Raw genomic sequence first — 18,890 nt, forward strand, 5'->3', positions numbered from 1 at the left:
ACATCGCTTACGGTGAGCCCATGTCGATTGCCGTCACCGAGTTCAGCCTGGTCGAGCAGACCGCCTTCCTCACCGCCTACGCCCGTGCACTGGACTGTCGCGCTCCCGTACCGATCCTCGGTGACGAGTTCTCCGAGCGCGTGGTCGGCCAGATCGATTACGACTTCCCGGCATTCCGCATTCCGGCGAGCGTGGTGCGCCAAACTGCCCTCCGCGCCAAGATGCTCGACGAGCGCGTCCGCGGGTACGCGGCTGCGCACCCCGATGCGGTGGTGGTCGACCTCGGCGCCGGGCTCAACGAGCCGTTGGCCCGGGTGAAACCGCCGGCGGGCGTCGACTGGTACAGCATCGATCTGCCGCGCGTGATCGCGCTGCGCGAGAAGGTGGTGCCGGCTCAGCCCGGCGAGCACCTCATCGCCGCCGATCTGACCGGGACGGACTGGACGGACAGTGTCCCGACCGGTCGACCCACCATGGTGATCGCCGACGGACTGTTCGCTTTTCTCACCGAGGCACAGGTCATTGCGCTGATCGCGCACGCCATCGACCATCTCGGGACCGGCGAGTTGGTGTTCAACGACTACGGCCGGGTCGGGCCGTTCAGCTGGCTGGGCATGAAGCTGGCGCCGCGGGGAATGTTCACCGTGCTGCGCCACGTCTGGGCCAATCCCGGCTTCACCGACCCGCGCACCCCACAGCGGTGGGACCCTCGGCTGCGCCTGGTCGAACAGGCCTGCTTGGCGCACGCAGCCGAGGTCGATTCGTTTCCGGGCCCGGCTCGCAGAATCACCCGGCTTGCCGGCCGCTTCAAATCGGTGGCCAGCAAGGCCCGGGTGCTGCGCTACAAGTTCTGAGCCGAGAGGTTAGAAGCCGGCCCAGGCGTCACCGAGGTACTGCGACGGGTCGAAGTCGAGACTGGCGAACGGGTCGTTCGGAACAAGGTAGTCCGGCACCTCGGGGATCCACGAGTGGAACAGGCTGTTCCACAAGAACAGCGGGTCGTCGTCGCCGATCGTGACGTAGGCCGCCGATGCGAAGTTGATCGGGTCGGTCACCACGGTGTAACCGAGGTCGCCGGCCGACATGACCCAGTAGTTCAGGTCGTGCGGTCCCACGCCGTTGATCGTCAGGTTGGTGAAGTCACCGATGTTGACCTCGTAGATCGAGGAGCCGGACAGGTATCCGAAGTTGCCCAGGCTGCTCAGGTCGAAGTCGGCGGGCAGGGTCGGGTTGGCGACGAAGTCACCGAACTGGTAGGCCCGGGTGGAGAAGAACGAGTTCCAGTAGTCCTCGATCTTGATGTTGTACGTCCCGGCGTCGAGCGTGTTGTCGCCGTCGGTGTAGGTGATGGTGTAGGGCTGGTCGCCCTTCCAGTCGGTGATGAACGGGCGGACGCCCTGGTATGTCCAGCCACCGTCGAGGATGTCCCCCATCACCATGCAGACCGCACCGTTACAGGTCTCATACGGCCCGCCGTCCAGGAACGGGTCCCCCGCCGCGTTGGCGGCGGACCCCGGAATCACCAGCGCGGCGAACGCGGCGGCAGCGCCCATCCCCAGCAGGTTGAGAAGACGACGCGAAACCCACATGACTGCCTCCGTGTTGTTCAAGCTCATATATTGCTGTGAATCAACAGGCGTCTGATGTTACGCCTGCGTAACAGCATTGATATCCTATGCTAATAGTACTCTTGGGTAAAGTTCAATTTTTTGCGATAGCGCGCCCGCCGGAACCGGCTCCGCGCAGCCCTCAACGCTCTCTACCTCCCCCCGAGGCCGCACATGTTGTGCGAGGAGTTTCAGACGTTACACCAGTTATGCGATGTTGTTATAGGAAACAGATCTCACCGTTACGTTGAGATTCAGGCTTTCGGCGGATGGATTCCACAGGTGCACGCATCGATGGACGGGCAAGTGCACCTCATTCCCCACTCGATGACTGCACGGGCCCGCCGCAGCGACTCCAGCCGAGCGTCGATCTCGGCAAGTTTCGCCCGGGCCAGCGCCGTGCTCGCCGGACGCCCGGGTGCGTCGTCGGCGAAGAGCAGCTGAATCTCCTCGAGCGTGAACCCCGCAGCCTTGCACAGTCCGATCACGTCGAGCCGGGCCAGCGCCGCAGCGTCATAGCGGCGTTGACCCCCGACCCGATATGGGGCAGCCAGCAAGCCGATCCGCTCGTAGTAGCGCAAGGTGCTGGCAGCGACGCCGCTGCGGTTCGCCACCTCGCCGATGGTCAACGGATCGGGCACCCACACCTCCGGGGACTTGACTTGAAGTCAACTTTAAGTTGTTCCCTGGTGGTATGCACCCGCAATCAACCGACGAGCTACGCCACACCCGCTACGCGCTGCTGCGCACCTTTCGCCGCGACGGCACGCCCGTGGACACCCCGATATGGTTCGCGCTCGATGACGGCACCGTGTTGTTCCGGACCAAGATCGGTCCCAAGACGCGAAGACTGACCGCGCGCCCGGAGGTGGAGTTGACCGCCTGCGACCACCACGGCCGGCGCCGACGCGACGCGACCGCGCTACTCGGAAAGGCGACCGTGCTCTCCGGCGAGGAGGCCGAAGCCGCCAACCGCAGCCTGCACCGGCGCTACGGCTGGCAGTGGAACATCGTGCCGATGGTCCCGGTACCCGGCGTGACCAACGTGCACCGGGATCTGCCACTGCGGGATAAGTTGCGGCGCATCCGAACTCGTACCCTGTGGCCCGACAGCGCGATCGTTCGGGTTGACCCGTTCGCGCGCTAGACCGCACTCCTGGCCGGACAGCGCCGCCGTCGGTTACCCGCCCAAACAGCCGGGGCCGAGCAAGGCCTTCAAGTCCCCCATCAGCGCCGAGGACGGCGTCACCCGCAGCGAGGGGTCCAGCTCCAGGACGGTGATGCGCTCCCCGCTGATCAGCCGCAGCTGCACCTGTGCGGTACCGGGATGACGGGTCAGCACCTGCTTGAGCGCACTGACTTTGTCCATGGTGCATTGGCGGGTAGGAAGGCTCACCGCCAGCGGACGATCCGGGGCATTGGCGGAGAAATCCGGCACCACCAGTTCGTTGGCGATCAACGAGATCCGGTCGTCGCGGATGTTGACCTTGGCACTGACCAGCACCACGGCGTCGTCGGCGACGTCGGCACCATAGGCGGAGTAGGTCTGTGGAAAGAACATCACCTCGATGCCGCCGGTGAGATCCTCCAATTGCGCCGAGGCCCAGGGCAGTCCGTTCTTGTTGACCCGGCGGTTCACCGAGGCCAGGATGCCGCCGACCTTTACCTGGGTGTCGGCGGCGACGTCACCTTCCAGGATCGCTGGGATCTGGGTGTCGACCTGGGCGGCCAGCAGGTGTGCAATGCCGTTGAGCGGGTGCCCGGACACATAGAGACCGAGCATCTCTCGTTCCAGGGCCAGCTTGTGCTTGTCGGCCCACTCCTCGTCGGGCACCTTGATGCCGAATACGGCATCGGTTGCGGCGCTTTCGCCGTCTCCCCCGCCGAACAGGTCGAACTGCCCCACCGCCTCGGCCTTCTTGGTGCCCAACACCGAGTCGACCGCGTCGGTGTGTACCAGGAACAGCCCCTTGCGCGGATGTCCCAGCGAGTCGAAGGCACCCGCCTTGATCAGAGACTCGGTGACCTTCTTGTTGCAGGCGGCGATATCGATCTTGTTGAGGTAGTCGGAGAAGTCGGTGAAACGGCCCTTGTGCGTCCGGGTGTTGATCAGCGAGCCGACGACATTGGCGCCGACGTTGCGTACCGCACCCAGCCCGTAGCGGATGTCCTCGCCCACCGAAGCGAAGTTCAGCCCGGATTCGTTGACGTCCGGCGGCAGCACGGTGATCCCCAGCCGGCGGCAGTCGGCCAGATAGACCGCGGCCTTGTCTTTGTCGTCACCGACCGACGTCAACAGCCCGGCCATGTATTCGGCCGGGTAATTGGCCTTGAGGTAAGCCGTCCAGTACGACACCAGACCGTAGCCGGCCGCGTGCGACTTGTTGAACGCATAGCCGGCGAACGGCAAGATGGTGTCCCACAACGCTTTCACGGCCTTTTCGGAGAACCCGTTGGCCGTCATCCCCTCATAGAAGCCCTTGTATTCGGCTTCGAGCACTTCAAGTTTCTTCTTGCCCATGGCCTTACGCAGCGCGTCGGCCTTGCCCATGGTGTAGGAGGCCACCTTCTGGGCGATGAACATGATCTGCTCTTGGTAGACGATCAGTCCGTAGGTCTCCGAGAGGATGTCGCGCAGCGGCTCTTCGAGTTCGGGATGGATCGGTTTGATGGCCTGTCGCTCGTTCTTGCGGTCGGCGTAGTCGTTGTGGGCGTTCATGCCCATCGGACCGGGCCGATACAGCGCCAGCACTGCGACGATGTCGTTGAACTCGGTGGGCTGCATGCGGCGCAGCAGGTCGCGCATGGGGCCGCCGTCGAGCTGGAACACGCCCAGGGTGTCGCCGCGGCCCAGCAGTTCGTAGGTGGCCGGGTCATCGAAGGGCAGCGTGTCCAGATCCAGGTCGATGCCCCGGTTGGCTTTGATGTTCTCCAGGCAGTCGCCGATGATCGTCAGGTTGCGCAGGCCCAGGAAGTCCATCTTCAGCAGGCCGATTTCTTCACACGACGGGTAGTCCCAGCCGGTGATGATGGCGCCGTCCTGCGGGCGCTTCCACAACGGGATCGCGTCGATCAGCGGCTCAGAGCTCATGATCACCGCGCAGGCGTGCACGCCGGCGTTGCGGACCAGGCCCTCCAGTCCGCGCGCGGTTTCGTAGATGGTGCGTACATCGGGGTCGGTGTCGATCAACGCGCGAACCTCGGCGGCCTCCTTGTACCGCTCGTGGTTGGGGTCGGTGATGCCCGACAGCGGGATGTCCTTGGCCATGATCGGCGGCGGCAACGCCTTGGTGATGCGGTCGGCGATGGCATAGCCGGGCTGGCCATAGTTCACGCGAGCTGAATCCTTCAGCGCCGCTTTGGTTTTAATGGTGCCGAAGGTGATCACCTGGGCTACCCGGTCACTGCCCCACCGCTCGGCGGCGTAGCGGACCATCTCGCCGCGGCGACGGTCATCGAAGTCGATGTCGATATCGGGTGCCGACGGCCGTTCCGGGTTGAGGAAGCGCTCGAACAGCAGACCGTGCGGTATCGGGTCGATGTTGGTGATGCCCAGCGCGTAGGCCACCAGCGATCCGGCAGCCGACCCGCGGCCGGGGCCCACCCGGATGTTGATCGAGCGGGCGTAGTTGATCAGGTCCGCGACGATCAGGAAGTACGACGGAAATCCCTTGCCGCAGATGACATCGATCTCGTAGGAGGCGCGGTCGGTGTACTCGCTCGGCACGCCGGCCGGAAAGCGCCGCTCCAGCCCGGCCTGCACCTCGTGGCGCAGCCAGGAGCCCTGGTCGTGGCCCTCGGGGACGGGAAACACCGGCATCCGGTCGCGCGGGGCCCACACGTCGGCATAGGACTGCACCCGCTCGGCGATCAACAGGGTGGAATCGCAGGCCTCGGGCAGCTGGTCGTCCCAGAGCGCGCGCATCTCGGCGGCCGACTTCAGGTAGTAGCCGTCGCCGTCGAACTTGAACCGGGTGGGATCCGACAGCGTCTTGCCGGTCTGCACACACAGCAGCGCCTCGTGGTTCGAGGAGGCGTCGCGGGTGACGTAGTGGCAGTCGTTGGTGGCCAGCGTCGGGATGCCGAGCTTGCGCCCGACGTCCAACAGTCCGTCGCGGACCCGGCGCTCGATGGCCAGCCCGTGGTCCATCACCTCCAGGAAGTAGTTCTCCGGGCCGAAGATCTCCCGCCATTTGGCGGCCGACTCCAGCGCCTCGCGCTCATGACCCAGCCGCAGCCGGGTCTGTACCTCCCCCGAGGGGCACCCGGTGGTGGCGATGATGCCCTCGGCGTGCTCGGCGATGATCTCGGCGTCCATCCGCGACCACTTGCCGAGCTGGCCCTCGAAGGAGGCCAGCGATGACAGCTTGAACAGGTTGCGCAACCCGGTGGCGTTTTCGGCCACCATGGTCAGGTGGGTGTAGGAGCCGCTGCCGGAGACGTCGTCGCTCTTCTGGCTCGGGTCGCCCCAGTGGACCCGGCGGGTGTCGAACCGCGAACCCGGGGCGATATAGGCCTCCACCCCGATGATCGGCTTGATGCCGGCCTTGGTCGCCGCGTTGTAGAACTCGCTGGCGCCGAACATGTTTCCGTGGTCGGTCATCCCGATCGCGGGCATCCCCAAGCGCTGCGCCTCAGCCAGCATCGGGGCGATCTTCGCCGCGCCGTCGAGCATCGAGTACTCGGTGTGGTTATGCAGGTGCACGAAGGACCGCGACGATGAACTGTCCATAGGACCGCCAGTCTATGGCGCAGCACCGACGCTTCTCGGGCGTGTCGTCGCCCGTGTCTCTTCGGCGGTCATTTCCCGGGACAGCGGCCGCCGCCGTGCACTACGTTGAGGTTCGGCTGAAGCGGAGGAGAGTCATACATGAGCGTGTACCGGGTGATCGACATCATCGGGACCAGTCCGTCATCCTGGGAGAACGCCGCGGCCGAAGCGGTGCACCGGGCCAAGCAGACCATCGACGACATCCGCGTCGCCCAGGTCGTCGAGCAGGACCTCACCCTCGACGACAAAGGCGGGATCATCTACCGCACCAAACTGCGCATCTCCTTCAAGATCCGCCCGCCGAAGTCATCCAAGCCGGCTGACGAATCGAGCTAACGACCTCGATGTCACGTAGCTTCGACGATTTGGTGGCCGAGGCCGCCGCCGCACCCGTCGACGGCTGGGACTTCTCCTGGCTTGACGGCCGCGCCACCGAGCAGCGCCCCTCCTGGGGCTATCAGCGCCTCATGAGTCAGCGTCTCGCGGCCGCCTCGGCCGGTCTGGACCTGCAGACCGGCGGCGGCGAAGTGCTGGCCGGCGCCGAGGTGTTCCCGCCGGCCATGGCCGCCACCGAGTCGTGGCCGCCCAACGCGGCGCGCGCCACCCAGTTGCTGCATCAGCGGGGCGTCGTGGTGATAGCCACACCGGATCACCCGCCGCTGCCGTTCGCCGATGAAGCGTTCGACCTGGTCACCAGTCGGCACCCCATCGTGGTGTGGTGGTCGGAGATCGCCCGGGTGCTCAAGCCGGGCGGCAGCTATCTGGCCCAGCACATCGGGCCGGGCACGGTCGGTGAGCTGGCCGACTACTTCGACGCGCCGCCCGCGGCCCGGCATGCCGCGTTGGACGTGGCGGGCCAGGTCGCCGAGGCGCAGGCCGCCGGCCTGCAGCCGGTGGACGCCCGCATGGAGCGGCTGCGAGTCGAGTTCTTCGACGTCGGGTCGGTGATCTACTTCCTGCGCAAGGTGATCTGGATCGTGCCGGGCTTCACCGCCGAAGGCTACCTGGACCGACTGCGTGCGTTGCACGACCGGATCGCAACCGACGGCCCGTTCGTCGCGCACGCTACCCGCGTGCTGATCGACGCCAAAAAGCCGGAGCGCTGACTCAGCGCCGCAACACCTCCAAAGCGTGCTGCAGATCGGCCGGGTATTCGCTGGTGATCTCGATGCGCCGCCCGTCGCCGGGATGCGCGAATGCCAGAGCGCGCGCGTGCAGCCACTGCCGTTCCAGCCCGAGCTTGCGCGCCAGCGTGGGGTCGGCGCCGTAGGTGAGGTCGCCGCAGCAGGGATGCCGCAGGGCCGAGAAGTGCACCCGGATTTGGTGGGTACGGCCGGTTTCCAGGTGCACGTCGAGCAGGCTCGCGGCGACGAACGCCTCCACGGTGTCGTAGTGGGTGATGCTGTGCCGCCCGTCGGCGGTCACGGTGAACTTCCAGTCCGGTCCGTGATGCCGCCCGATCGGCGCGTCGATGGTGCCGCTGGACGGATCCGGATGGCCCTGCACCAGGGCGTGATAGCGCTTTTCCACGGTGCGCGCCTTGAACGCGCGTTTGAGCGCGGTGTAGGCGCGTTCGGAGATCGCCACCACCATCACCCCCGAAGTCCCGACATCCAGCCGGTGCACGATGCCCTGGCGCTCGGGGACGCCCGACGTGGTGATCCGGTAGCCGGCCGCCGCCAAGCCCCCGAGCACGGTCGGCCCGCTCCAGCCCACGGAGGCGTGCGCGGCCACCCCGGCGGGCTTGTCCACGGCGACGATGTCGGCATCGGAGTACAGGATCGTCATGCCCTCGACCTCGGCCGGGGTGTTCTCCAGCGGTGGCGGCGCTTCGGGCAGTCGCACCTGTAACCACGCGCCGGCGACGAGCCGGTCGGACTTGCCGGCGGCTGCGCCGTCCAGTTCCACATCGCCGTTCTCGGCCAGGGTGGCCACCACGTTGCGCGACAGGCCCAGCAGGCGGGCCAGCCCGGCGTCCACGCGCATGCCGGCCAGCCCCTCGGGGACCGGCATGGATCGTTCGGTCACAGCCGCATCAGGGTTGCTCGCCGTCGCCGTCGCCGTCGTCGGCAGCACCCACTGGACGCGGCTGCTCAGCATCGTCGCCGGCGCGGCGGCGACCCACCGCGTCGAAGTCGAAGCCGAACACCGACAGCGCCACCAGCAGGATCGCACCGCCCACCACGGCGGGGTCGGCGACATTGAACACCGGCCACCAGCCGATCGACAGGAAGTCGACCACGTGGCCCTGCAGATGCCCGGGCGCCCGGAAGAACCGGTCCACCAGGTTGCCCAACGCGCCGCCGAGGATCATCCCCAGCCCGATCGCCCACCACGGCGACACCAGGCGGCGCGACATCCAGATGATGCCAAGCACCACTGAGCTGGCGATCAGTGTCAACACCCAGGTGTAGCTGGTGGCCATCGAGAACGCGGCGCCGGAGTTGCGGACCAGCGTCCAGGTGACGGTGTCGCCGATGATCGACACCGGCTGGCCGGGGGTCAGCATCTTCACCGCGAGCACCTTGGTGACGACGTCGGCCAGCAGCACCACCGCGGCCACGGACAGCAGCAGCCCCAGCCGGCGGGGCGGGGCAGCGGATTCCGTCTCAGCTGCCGCGACCGGGTCCACCTCCGTCGCGGTGGAGTCGGTTGTCTCGTCAGTCACGCTCTCCATCATCCCTTAACCCGGGTGCGGCATGATCGCGGCATGCTGTCCAAGCGTCTCACCGTCATCACCACCGGGGGCACCATCTCCTGCAGCACCGGAGGCGACGGGGCGCTGCGGCCCGCCCGCAGCGGCTCGGACCTGCTCGCGGACACCGGCGCCGCCGATGTCACCGTGGTGGATCTGATGGCGCGAGACAGCTCGGAGCTGGGCCCGGCCGACTGGTCGCAGCTTCTCGCCGCGGTCAACGCCGCGGTGGACGGCGGCGCCGACGGCGTTGTGGTCACCCACGGCACCGACACCTGCGAAGAGGGTGCGCTCTGGCTGGAACTCGGCTATCGCGGGGATGCGCCGGTCGTGCTGACCGGGGCTCAGCGCGGTGCGGACGCGCCCGACGCCGACGGGCCGGGCAACCTGCGCGACGCCCTGGCGGTGGCCGCCGATCCGGCGGCCCGGGGGCTGGGGGTGCTGATGTGCTTCGCCGGCCGGGTACTGGCCCCGCTGGGCCTGCAGAAGACGACCATCACCGGGCTGACCGGTTTCACCGGTCCGCTGCTGGGCAGCGTCACCGACGGTCACGTCACGCTGGCCGGCGACAAGACTCGGCCCTACCTCGGTGCACCGGCCACGGTGCCGCGGGTGGATGTGGTGGCGCTGTATGCGGGCGCCGACACCGTCGCATTGGACGCCTGCGTGGCCGCCGGTGCGCGCGGGGTGGTGTTGTCCGCGTTGGGGTCGGGCAACGCCACCACGGCGGTGATCGACGGGGTGCGCCGGCACTGTGCGGCCGGCGTCGAGATCGTGGTGTCCAGCCGGGTTCCGCAGGGGCGCATCGGTGCGGATTACGGCCCCGGCCGGGCCCTGGTGCAAGCCGGCGCGGTGATGGTCCCGCTGCTGCGCCCGCCGCAGGCACGGATCCTGTTGATGGCGGCGCTCGCGGCCGGGCAGCCCGTCGGCGACGTCATCGACCGGTGGGGCTGACGACCGGCTTCTCCGGGTGTACTTCTCCAATACCGTGAACTTCCGACGCGACACGATCCGGTAGCGCAGGCCCTCCCCCGACCAACTAGCTGGGTTCCTCCGGGCGGGCAATGTAGTCCGGCCAGTCCAGGCTCGCCACCGGGTCGGCGCGGCTGATCCCTGGCTCGTCATGGGGGAACGTACGCACCGGGCCGGGGCCCGAGCCGCGCGTTTCGAAGCGAATCGTCATCACCCCGTGCCCGGCCCCCTGAATCCAACCGTGGCCCAGATCCGGGTGACTGACGTCGTCACCGACTCGCCATGACGTCGCCGCTATCGCGGAAGGTGGTTCTCGCGCAGGGATTTCCGGTGCTGTCGCGCCCATATCTGGAAGCTCCAGATCCGGGAACAGCGACTCCTGACGAACATCGGTCAACCCGGAGAACCCCACGCCGAGCAGCCGGATCGGCCCGATCTCCTGCGGATCGAGCAGTAGCCGTGCGGCCGCCGACGTCAGTGCGGCGACGTCGGTGGTGGCATAGGGCAAGGTGGCCGAGCGGGTGAGCACGCTCATGTCGGCCTTCTTGAGTTTCACCGTCACGGTGCGGGCGCCGCGTCCATCGCGAAGCAGCCTGCGGTGGGCGTGCTCCCCGATCGGACCGATCTGCGCCCGCAACTGTTCCAGAGTGGTCAGATCGACGGCGAAGGTCGACTCGGCGCTGATCTGTTTGGCCTCAGCGCGTTCGGCGACCCGCCGGTCGTCGATTCCCCGGGCCAACCGGTGCAGGGCAGGACCAATAGTGGCACCCAGGATATCGGCGACCTCGCTGTCGGTCAGTGCGGCTAGCTGGCCGATCGTGGCGATGCCTAATCGGTGCAACTTCTCCTCGGCGACCGGACCGATCCCCCACAGGCGGCGCACCGGAAGTCCGTCCAGCAGCAGCCGTTCTTCGGAGCGGCCAACGACACGCACACCGTTGGGCTTTGCCAGATCGGACGCGATCTTGGCGATCTGCTTCCCCGATCCCGCCCCGACGGATGCCACCAAGCCGGTCTCCTCGAGCACCCGCCCGCGCAACCGTTCGCAGAATCGGAGCACCTCCGCATCGTCGGCTCCCGCCAGCTCGGCCGGTTCGCCGAACGCCTCGTCGAAGGAGAGTTGCTCGACCACCGGGATCACCGCGCGCACGGTCTCGAACACCCGTCGGCTGGCCATGCCGTACACCGCGCCGCGCGGCGGAAGCACCACGGCCGGCGCCCCCACCAGTCGGCGCGCCTGGTGCATCGGCATCGCCGAGCGGGCGCCGAACACCCGCGCCTCATAGCTGGCGCCGGCCACCACACCGCGGCCCCCGAGCCCGCCGACCAGCACCGGTCGTCCCCGCAGCGTCGGGCGGGTCAATTGCTCAACGGACGCGAAGAACGCGTCCATATCCAGGTGCAGGACCCAGCGGGCGTCCACGATGTTCAGCCTATTGGGAGCTACGACGCCTGGCCGCACCCGACTAGTGTCGAAACGATGGCGATGAATCTGCTACACCGGCTGTGTTGCAGCTCCCGGTACTGGGCACGCAGCGTCGAACGTGAGCTCCTACCGTGGGCCCTGGCAGACGTCGACCTCGGCGAGAACACCCTGGAGATCGGGCCGGGCTACGGCGCCAACATGCGGTGTCTGGTGGACATGACGCCCCGGCTGACCGCCGTCGAGATCGACCCCCCGATGACCGAGCGCCTCCAGTCGAGATACGGCTCGCGGGCCCGCATCATCAACGGCGACGGCACCGATACCGGGCTGCCGTCCGAGGAGTTCAGTTCCGTGGTGTGTTTCACCATGCTGCACCACGTTCCGACGCCGGAGTTGCAGGACCGGCTGTTCGCCGAAGCGTTTCGGGTACTGCGGCCCGGGGCCGTCTTCGCTGGCAGCGATGGGGTGCACTCGACGATTTTTCAGCTGATGCACTACCGCGACACCTACAACCCGGTCAGCCCCGACACCTTGCCGGACCGCCTCGACAGCGCAGGGTTCCACGACATAGAGATGGAGATTGCGAACGGTCAACAGCGGTGGCGGGCCGTCAAACCCTGACTGAAGGTCACTTCGACCCGCCGCCACCCTTCTTGAGCTGGTGAGGGCAGTACGTCTTCGCCGCAATCGCGGCGAACCTGGCCGCGTCGGCGACAGTGAGATCGGGGTTGGCCTCGGTGACGTCGTTGAGCAGTTCCATCGCCGACTCGCCGTTGGCAGCCAGGCCACACAGCGCCTCGGCGGCGGCCACGGCGTGTCCGGTGTCATCGAAGATGATCCCGACCTGCTGCAGTGATGCGATGAATTCGGCGCTGTCGACCGTCTTCGCCTCTCCTTCAGCGGGTTCGGCGTGCCCGGGTGCGGCCAGAGCAAGCCCGGCCAGGATGACCAGCGGGGCCAGCAACAGTTTCATAGGGGTCCTCCTGCGACGACCGGAAGCGTAAGGCATCTGGGCTATGTCAGCCGAGTGCGGACTGCGATCCGGTGAGGGCACTGTCCGCCTCGTCGAGGACATGCACCGCATGGATTCCCGGCTTCAGGGACAGCTTGGCGACGAGCTCGTCGAGGCCGGCCTGATCGACGTTCCAATGCTGCACCACATCCGGCGTCTGCTGCAATTGCGCGATCACCTGATCGAGTGGCACCGGCGCCTCGCGGTCGGCGATGTTGGTCGACACCACACGCGCCGCCGGCGCCACTGTGCGGGTGCGGGCCGCCGGTGCACCCAGCGCACCACCGGCCGCGCTGCCCATGGCCGCCGGGGCGAGCATGCCCGGCACCGAACCCGCGGCGGGTGCGGCACTCAGTGCCGACTCGGGCAGCGATGTGGAGGCCAACTGGATCGCCGAAGTGGCACTGGCCCAGTTCGGCGGCACCGACAGCGCTCCCACCCGCATCGCACTGCCCGCTGCGGCCCCGGCGGACTTCGCCAGGCCGGCGCCGGTAGCCACTCCCGAGCTGTGCAACCCGCCGAGCGCCGACTTGGGAATCACCGGTAGCACCGCCTTGTAACCGCTGCGGAACTGGGTGATCGACATGTTGGTCGAGGCGTGAACGGTGTTGACCCATGCGGTCTGGCTGCTGGTGCCCGACAGCAGAGCCAGGTGTGACTCCAGGTAGGAGCGCACCTCCGGGCCCCCGGTCACGCCGTCGATCAGGTCCTGCCATCCCTTGGTGTAGCCCGAGGTCATCTTGTTGATCTCGGCGAGGACGTCCTGCAGGATGTCGTGCGGCGTCACCAGACCGTCGGACTCGGCACTTCCCGCCGTGCCGTTGGTGGTCTGCGGCGGCTCGGTGAACGCGGCGAGGTCGGTGGCCGCGGTCGAAGCGCCGGCATAGCCGACCATCGCGCTGACGTCCTGCGCCCACATCCGACCGTATTCGGCTTCGACCGCCGCGATCGCCGTGCTGTTCTGACCAAGGATATTGGTGGCCACCAGCGAGGCCAGCTGGCTGCGGTTGGCGGCGATCGCCGGCGGCGGCACGATCCCCGCGAAGGCAGATTCATAGGCGGCGGCAGCAGCCGATGCCTGGGCTGCGGTCTGTTCGGCCTGCGCCGCCGTGGTCTGTAGCCAGGTCACGTACGGTGCTGCGGCGGCCGCCATCGCCGCCGCAGCCGGCCCCTGCCACCCGCCGCTGAGACTCGCCAATACCGCCTGGTACGACGAGGCAGTGGCGCTCAACTCGGCGCCCAGTCCCGTCCAGGCCGCCGCGGCGGCGAAAAGTGGGTCCGCACCCGGTCCCGAGTACAACTGCCCGGAGATGATCTCCGGCGGCTGCGCTGCGAAGCTGTAAAAAACCATGAACGCGACCTACTTCCGCTATTTCGCGATCGGGGGGATGACGATGACGGTGGCGGTGGTGGCGATGTCCGGTCCCGTCTGGGTGTTGGTGACGTGGCTGATCGCACTGATCGCCCGAGTGGCGCCGGCTCCGGCGGCCTGACGGATCGGAGTACCGATGGCCCGGCCGGCCAAACTCGACAGTGCCATCTGGCCCGCCAGCAGGCCCTCGCCGTTGGCGGCCAGAGCCGGAGCCGCCTCGAGCACACTGGCCTGCAGGGCCACGGCGGCGGTCTTGACGGTCGGAACCGCGCTGGCCCAACTCGCGGGCACCGACAGTGACCCGATCAGTCCGGCCCGGCCCACCGCACTCGACACCGACGCCGGGATGGCCTGTGCACCGGTGAGCAGCGGACTGGACAGCAACGGCGACAGTGCGCCGACGATCGGCTTGGGGCTCAGCGTGCTGGTCAGGTTCCCCAGGGAGTTGGCCACGGCCGGGATGCTGATCGACATCTGGTAGATGCTGCGGGCCGAGTTGACGATGCCCGATGCGTACGGACCGTTGAAGGTGCTCAGCACCGACGACAGCGTCTTCACGACCGCCTGGTAATCCTGGAAGACCTGGGTCGGCAGCCCCATCGGATTGGTGACCAGATCCTGCAGCGCATTCGGGATCTGGGTGAGGAAGTCCGACAGAGTCGACTCTGCGCTAGACGCCGCTGCGGACTGCGCCGCGTTGTTGACCGCCGCCGACTGACCGGCCTGCCCGCCGGCATTTGTGGTCTCCGGTGGAGTGTTGAACGCGCTGAGCTGACTGGCGGTTGCAGACGAGCCCGCATAGCCGTACATCGCGGCCGCGTCCTGCGCCCACATCTCCCCGTACTGCGCCTCGGTGGCGGCGATGGCCGGCGCGTTCTGGCCCAGGAAGTTGGTCGCCACCAGCGTGGCCAGCAGGGTGCGGTTGGCGGCGATCACCGGCGGAGGCACCGTGGCGGCGAAGGCTGCTTCGTAGGCGCCGGCTGCGGCCGAGGCTTTCAGCGCGGTTTCTTCGGCACCCACCGCGGTGGCCTTCAACCACGCTGCGTACGGAGCCGCGGCTGCCGTCATCGAGGCGGCCGAGGGCCCCTTCCAGGCCGAGCCGGTCAGGTCGGCGATCACCGAGGCGAACGACGTCGCCGTGTAGTCCAGCTCGGCCGCCAACGCCGACCAGCTCGCCGCGGCGGCCAGCAACGGGGCAGACCCGGGCCCGGTATACATTCTCGCGGAATTGACTTCCGGCGGCAGCGCCCCGAAATCCATGAATCCCCTGCCCCTCTAAGCCGAGTAACGAACCGACCCACCCGAGTCGCCTCATGCGACGATTTGCCCCGGGATTCGGCGCAATTCGGGTGGGCCAGTACCAACCGCGAACAACTGTTCGTATGGCTTGGAGGTTAATCGCGGACCAATGGTCGCCGGAAAGGAGTCAGTGCCCCGTCCGGGTCTGGACACTGCCCGGTGACCGGCCGCGTGCAGGCGGATGGCGAGGCCGCGGCGGGGGTATTTTTCCTATCTCGATCTGCACAAATGTCACCACCCGGCGGAGCCGGGGACATCGCACCGAGCCCGCGTAGCCGGCACCGGCGACCTTAAGAATCTCGCCGCGAGAAAGTCCGCCCTGGCCGGACGGACTTTTCCGGCGCCGCACTTCTCAGATCTTGGCGATGGACACCCGCACGCCGTCGCCGATTTCGGTGGCATCGATCGGGTCACCGAATTCGAAACTGGTCGCCAAGATTTCTCCGGCGATCAACTCGGCATGATTGCGTGCCCATTCCAGCCGCTGCTCGGGCACCGAGATCACCACGACGATCCGATCGGATACCTCCAGTCCGCTGCTTTTGCGCAACTCCTGCAGTTCCCGGATCCGGTCCTTGGCCCAGCCCTCGGCTTCCAGTTCGGGTGTCACGGCGCTGTCGAGCACCACCAGGCCGGCCCCGTCGGGCAACGCGACGGTGTATTCGGGGTCAGCGGCCACCAGTTTGGACGTGTACTCGCTCTCGAGCAGCACCACCGGTCCCGCGCTCAGGCTGCCGTCCGCGTTGACGACGCCCTCGCCGGCCTTGACCGCTTTGATCGCGGCCTGGACGTCTTTGCCCAGCCGGGGACCGGCCACCTTCGCGTTGACCGCCAGGTCGAAGCGCCCATAGTGCGCGATGTCGTCGGTGAGCTCGACGGACTTGACGTTGAGCTCGTCGGCGATCAGGTCGGTGAACGGTGCCAACCGCTGCGGGTCGTCGACTGCGACAGTGAGTTTGGGCAGTGGCAGCCGCACCCGCAGTTGGTGCGCCTTGCGCACCGACGCCGCCGCCGAACAGACCTCGCGGACCTGGTCCATCGCCGCCACCAGGGCCGCGTCGGCGGGCAGATCGCCGGCCTGCGGCCAGTCGGTCAGGTGCACCGAGCGTTCCCCGGTGACACCGCGCCAGATCACTTCGGTGGTCAGCGGCAGCAACGGCGCCGCCAGTCGTGCGGTGATCTCCAGCACGGTGTGCAAGGTGTCGATCGCGTCGGCATCCTCGTCCCAGAACCGCTGCCGGGACCGGCGGACATACCAGTTGGTCAGCGCCTCGGTGAACAGCCGAAGTTGTTCACACGCCCCAGAGATGTCACAGACATCCAGGGCCCGGGTCAGGTCGTCGCGCAGCGACGCCAGCTTGGCCAGGATGTAGCGGTCCAGGACGTGCTGCGAATCGGTGCGCCAGATCCCGGGTTTGGGGGCGTACAGGGTCAAGAAGGTGTAGGCGTTGGTCAGCGGCAACATCACCTGGCGTACACCCTCGCGAATGCCGGCCTCGGTGACGATCAGGTTTCCGCCGCGCAGAATCGGCGAGGCCATCAGGAACCAGCGCATGGCGTCGGAGCCGTCGCGGTCGAACACCTCACTCACGTCCGGGTAGTTGCGCAACGACTTGCTCATCTTCTGTCCGTCGCTGCCCAGCACGATGCCGTGCGCCACACAGGTTTTGAACGCTGGACGGTCGAAAAGCGCGGTAGCCAGGACATGCATCATGTAGAACCAGCCGCGGGTCTGACCGATGTACTCGACGATGAAGTCACCGGGGTAGTGGGCAGTCTGCCCCGCACCGCCGTCGAACCATTCGGAGTTCTCGAACGGGTAGTGCACCTGGGCGTAGGGCATCGAGCCGGAGTCGAACCAGACGTCGAGGACGTCAGGGATGCGCCGCATCGTCGAGCGGCCGGTCGGGTCGTCGGGATTGGGCCGGGTCAGTTCATCGATGTAGGGGCGATGCAGGTTGTCCGGTCGCACCCCGAAGTCGCGCTCCAGCTCATCGAGGCTGCCATAGACGTCGATCCGCGGGTAGGCCGGGTCGTCGGACTTCCACACCGGGATCGGCGTGCCCCAGTAGCGGTTTCGAGAGATCGACCAGTCGCGGGCACCGCGCAGCCAGTTGCCGAAGATCCCATCCTTGATGTGCTCGGGGTACCAGGTGATCTGCTCGTTGAGTTCGACCATCCGGTCCCGGAACTGCGTGACCCGGACGAACCACGACGACACCGCCTTGTAGATCAGCGGGTTGCGGCAGCGCCAGCAGTGCGGGTACGGGTGCTCGTAGGTCTCGTGGCGGACCAGCACCGCGCCGTTGGCCGCGGCCGGCCCGGTGCCGTTCTTGAGGTCGGCGATGATCGCCTTGTTGGCGTCGAAGACATGCTGACCGGCGTAGTCGGCAACGGTGGCATCGAAGCGGCCCTTGGCGTCCACCGGAGTGACCGGGGTGATGCCGGCCGGGTCGGTGGTGTTCTTGTCGTCCTCGCCGTAGGCGGGCGCCAGGTGCACGATGCCGGTGCCGTCCTCGGTGGACACGAAGTCGGCGGCGAGCACCCGGAAGCCAGGCCCCTGATCGCTGCGATCGTAGAAATACGGGAACGGCGGCGCATAGCGCACCCCGAGCAGGTCCGACCCGCGGTAGCTGCTCAGCACGTGCGGCTGTTCCCCCTCGCCCAACCCGAGCTCGCGTGCGTAGGAACCCAGCCGCGCCTCGGCCAGCAGGTAGCGCCGCTCCCCTGCCGCCACCAGCACATAGGTCACATCCGGGTTGACCGCCACCGCCTGGTTCGACGGCAAGGTCCACGGAGTGGTGGTCCACACCAACAGGTGAGCACCCTCGAGTTCACCGGCAGTTCCCCCGCCGACGATCCGGAACCCGACCGTCAGCGCCGGGTCCTGGCGGCTCTTATAGACGTCGTCGTCCATCCGCAGCTCGTGGTTGGACAGTGGGGTCTCGTCGCGCCAGCAGTACGGCAGCACCCGGTAGCCCTCGTAGGCCAAGCCCTTGTCCCAGAGCTGCTTGAAGGCCCACAGCACCGACTCCATGAACGGCAGGTCGAGGGTCTTGTAGTCGTTGTCGAAGTCCACCCAGCGCGCCTGGCGGGTGACGTAGGCCTGCCACTCGGACGTGTAGCGCAGCACCGACTCCCGGCAGGCCTGGTTGAACGCGGCGATGCCCATGGCGTCGATCTGGGACTTGTCGGTGATACCGAGTTGGCGCTCCACCTCCAGCTCGGCCGGGAGCCCGTGGGTGTCCCAGCCGAAGCGGCGCTCCACCTTGTAGCCGCGCATGGTGCGGTAGCGGGGCACGATGTCCTTGACGTAGCCGGTCAGCAGATGCCCATAGTGCGGCAGGCCGTTGGCGAACGGTGGCCCGTCGTAGAACACATATTCTTGCGCCCCGTCGCGGTTGGCGATGCTGGCTCGGAAGGTGTCGTCGGCGGCCCAGTAGTCCAGGACGGCGGCTTCAGCCGCCGGGAAGTCGGGGGCGCCGGCGGCCGGCTTCGGATAGCTGCGTTCGCTCACGGTGTGTTGTCTCCCAAGGGCCCGGCCCGGGGACGACGCCGCGCGGTTGCGCGAGCGCCGCGGTACCACCCCGCTTGCCGCGCTCCCGTGCCGGGGCGCGACCGCTCGATGTAAGGCTGTGACGGGCCGTCCCGTTCGGTTCTACTGAGCCTGCCGCTGGGCGGTGTGGCTGTTCTTCCGAAGGCTCCCCGGTGATTGCCGGTTCAATGCCGTTGGTGA

16 protein-coding genes are annotated in these 18,890 nt (G+C 67.5%); 6 read left to right on the forward strand and 10 right to left on the reverse strand.

Annotated features, from left to right (window positions below):
• Positions 1 to 20 precede the first annotated feature (20 nt).
• Positions 21 to 854: a class I SAM-dependent methyltransferase gene (locus LI94_RS01930; RefSeq protein WP_046300124.1), complete on the forward strand. Its 834-nt coding sequence runs from the start codon at positions 21 to 23 to the stop codon at positions 852 to 854.
• Between the two features lie 9 nt (positions 855 to 863).
• On the opposite strand, the gene LI94_RS01935 is transcribed toward LI94_RS01930, so the two are convergent.
• Both LI94_RS01935 and LI94_RS01945 read right to left on the reverse strand, forming a co-directional pair.
• A complete protein-coding gene (locus LI94_RS01935; RefSeq protein WP_125079822.1) occupies positions 864 to 1,589 on the reverse strand; it encodes a hypothetical protein in 726 nt (241 codons plus the stop codon).
• A 272-nt stretch (positions 1,590 to 1,861) separates the two neighbouring features.
• Positions 1,862 to 2,248: a MerR family transcriptional regulator gene (locus LI94_RS01945; protein ID WP_046300142.1), complete on the reverse strand. Its 387-nt coding sequence runs from the start codon at positions 2,246 to 2,248 to the stop codon at positions 1,862 to 1,864.
• 53 nt (positions 2,249 to 2,301) lie between these two features.
• On the opposite strand from LI94_RS01945, the gene LI94_RS01950 reads away from it, so the two are divergent.
• Positions 2,302 to 2,754 carry a PPOX class F420-dependent oxidoreductase gene (locus tag LI94_RS01950; protein ID WP_024443137.1) on the forward strand — a complete coding sequence of 151 codons (453 nt, stop codon included), beginning with the start codon at positions 2,302 to 2,304 and terminating at the stop codon, positions 2,752 to 2,754.
• 33 nt (positions 2,755 to 2,787) lie between these two features.
• On the opposite strand, the gene dnaE is transcribed toward LI94_RS01950, so the two are convergent.
• A complete protein-coding gene (dnaE, locus tag LI94_RS01955) occupies positions 2,788 to 6,339 on the reverse strand; it encodes a DNA polymerase III subunit alpha (protein WP_024443138.1) in 3,552 nt (1,183 codons plus the stop codon).
• Between the two features lie 138 nt (positions 6,340 to 6,477).
• Between dnaE and LI94_RS01960 the strand changes: the two genes are divergently transcribed.
• A complete protein-coding gene (locus LI94_RS01960; protein ID WP_024443139.1) occupies positions 6,478 to 6,714 on the forward strand; it encodes a dodecin family protein in 237 nt (78 codons plus the stop codon).
• Positions 6,715 to 6,722: 8 nt separating this feature from the next.
• Positions 6,723 to 7,484, forward strand: coding sequence for a class I SAM-dependent methyltransferase (locus LI94_RS01965; protein WP_024443140.1), 762 nt, complete (start codon positions 6,723 to 6,725; stop codon positions 7,482 to 7,484).
• 1 nt (position 7,485) lies between these two features.
• Here the strand turns inward: LI94_RS01965 and LI94_RS01970 are convergent, their stop codons facing one another.
• Complete coding sequence (locus LI94_RS01970) at positions 7,486 to 8,406, reverse strand: RluA family pseudouridine synthase (protein WP_046300143.1); 921 nt, start codon at positions 8,404 to 8,406, stop codon at positions 7,486 to 7,488.
• A 7-nt stretch (positions 8,407 to 8,413) separates the two neighbouring features.
• The gene (lspA, locus tag LI94_RS01975) at positions 8,414 to 9,055 is read right to left on the reverse strand and encodes a signal peptidase II (RefSeq protein WP_152664728.1); all 642 of its coding nucleotides are present in this window, start codon (positions 9,053 to 9,055) and stop codon (positions 8,414 to 8,416) included.
• A 33-nt stretch (positions 9,056 to 9,088) separates the two neighbouring features.
• Here lspA and LI94_RS01980 point away from each other — a divergent pair, with 33 nt between their 5' ends.
• Complete coding sequence (locus tag LI94_RS01980) at positions 9,089 to 10,027, forward strand: asparaginase (protein WP_082105628.1); 939 nt, start codon at positions 9,089 to 9,091, stop codon at positions 10,025 to 10,027.
• Between the two features lie 85 nt (positions 10,028 to 10,112).
• Here LI94_RS01980 and LI94_RS01985 read toward each other — a convergent pair whose 3' ends face one another.
• Complete coding sequence (locus LI94_RS01985; RefSeq protein ID WP_046300128.1) at positions 10,113 to 11,468, reverse strand: DNA polymerase IV; 1,356 nt, start codon at positions 11,466 to 11,468, stop codon at positions 10,113 to 10,115.
• Between the two features lie 57 nt (positions 11,469 to 11,525).
• Between LI94_RS01985 and LI94_RS01990 the strand changes: the two genes are divergently transcribed.
• A complete protein-coding gene (locus tag LI94_RS01990) occupies positions 11,526 to 12,092 on the forward strand; it encodes a class I SAM-dependent methyltransferase (protein ID WP_024443145.1) in 567 nt (188 codons plus the stop codon).
• 7 nt (positions 12,093 to 12,099) lie between these two features.
• On the opposite strand, the gene LI94_RS01995 is transcribed toward LI94_RS01990, so the two are convergent.
• The 4 genes from LI94_RS01995 to ileS form a co-directional block, all read right to left on the reverse strand.
• Positions 12,100 to 12,444 (reverse strand): DUF732 domain-containing protein, encoded by a 345-nt coding sequence (locus LI94_RS01995; protein ID WP_046300129.1) that lies wholly within the window; start codon positions 12,442 to 12,444, stop codon positions 12,100 to 12,102.
• Positions 12,445 to 12,490: 46 nt separating this feature from the next.
• Positions 12,491 to 13,834, reverse strand: a complete 1,344-nt coding sequence (locus LI94_RS02000; protein WP_024443147.1) for a PPE family protein — start codon at positions 13,832 to 13,834, stop codon at positions 12,491 to 12,493.
• A gap of 18 nt (positions 13,835 to 13,852) precedes the next feature.
• Positions 13,853 to 15,115 (reverse strand): PPE family protein, encoded by a 1,263-nt coding sequence (locus LI94_RS02005; RefSeq protein ID WP_024443148.1) that lies wholly within the window; start codon positions 15,113 to 15,115, stop codon positions 13,853 to 13,855.
• 391 nt (positions 15,116 to 15,506) lie between these two features.
• Positions 15,507 to 18,671, reverse strand: a complete 3,165-nt coding sequence (gene ileS / locus LI94_RS02010; RefSeq protein WP_046300130.1) for an isoleucine--tRNA ligase — start codon at positions 18,669 to 18,671, stop codon at positions 15,507 to 15,509.
• Positions 18,672 to 18,890 lie beyond the last annotated feature (219 nt).

It is taken from the genome of Mycobacterium sp. UM_Kg27, from assembly GCF_000972905.1.
Classification (GTDB): Bacteria; Actinomycetota; Actinomycetes; order Mycobacteriales; family Mycobacteriaceae; genus Mycobacterium.

Coding starts and splice junctions, on each gene's coding strand:
- lspA (WP_152664728.1), bottom strand. CDS start 9,055: ATGGAGAGCGTGACTGACGAGACAACCGACTCCACCGCGACGGAGGTG.
- LI94_RS01995 (WP_046300129.1), bottom strand. CDS start 12,444: ATGAAACTGTTGCTGGCCCCGCTGGTCATCCTGGCCGGGCTTGCTCTG.
- LI94_RS02000 (WP_024443147.1), bottom strand. CDS start 13,834: ATGGTTTTTTACAGCTTCGCAGCGCAGCCGCCGGAGATCATCTCCGGG.
- LI94_RS01950 (WP_024443137.1), top strand. CDS start 2,302: ATGCACCCGCAATCAACCGACGAGCTACGCCACACCCGCTACGCGCTG.
- LI94_RS01930 (WP_046300124.1), top strand. CDS start 21: ATGTCGATTGCCGTCACCGAGTTCAGCCTGGTCGAGCAGACCGCCTTC.
- LI94_RS02005 (WP_024443148.1), bottom strand. CDS start 15,115: ATGGATTTCGGGGCGCTGCCGCCGGAAGTCAATTCCGCGAGAATGTAT.
- LI94_RS01935 (WP_125079822.1), bottom strand. CDS start 1,589: ATGTGGGTTTCGCGTCGTCTTCTCAACCTGCTGGGGATGGGCGCTGCC.
- LI94_RS01965 (WP_024443140.1), top strand. CDS start 6,723: ATGTCACGTAGCTTCGACGATTTGGTGGCCGAGGCCGCCGCCGCACCC.
- dnaE (WP_024443138.1), bottom strand. CDS start 6,339: ATGGACAGTTCATCGTCGCGGTCCTTCGTGCACCTGCATAACCACACC.
- LI94_RS01960 (WP_024443139.1), top strand. CDS start 6,478: ATGAGCGTGTACCGGGTGATCGACATCATCGGGACCAGTCCGTCATCC.
- LI94_RS01990 (WP_024443145.1), top strand. CDS start 11,526: ATGGCGATGAATCTGCTACACCGGCTGTGTTGCAGCTCCCGGTACTGG.
- LI94_RS01980 (WP_082105628.1), top strand. CDS start 9,089: ATGCTGTCCAAGCGTCTCACCGTCATCACCACCGGGGGCACCATCTCC.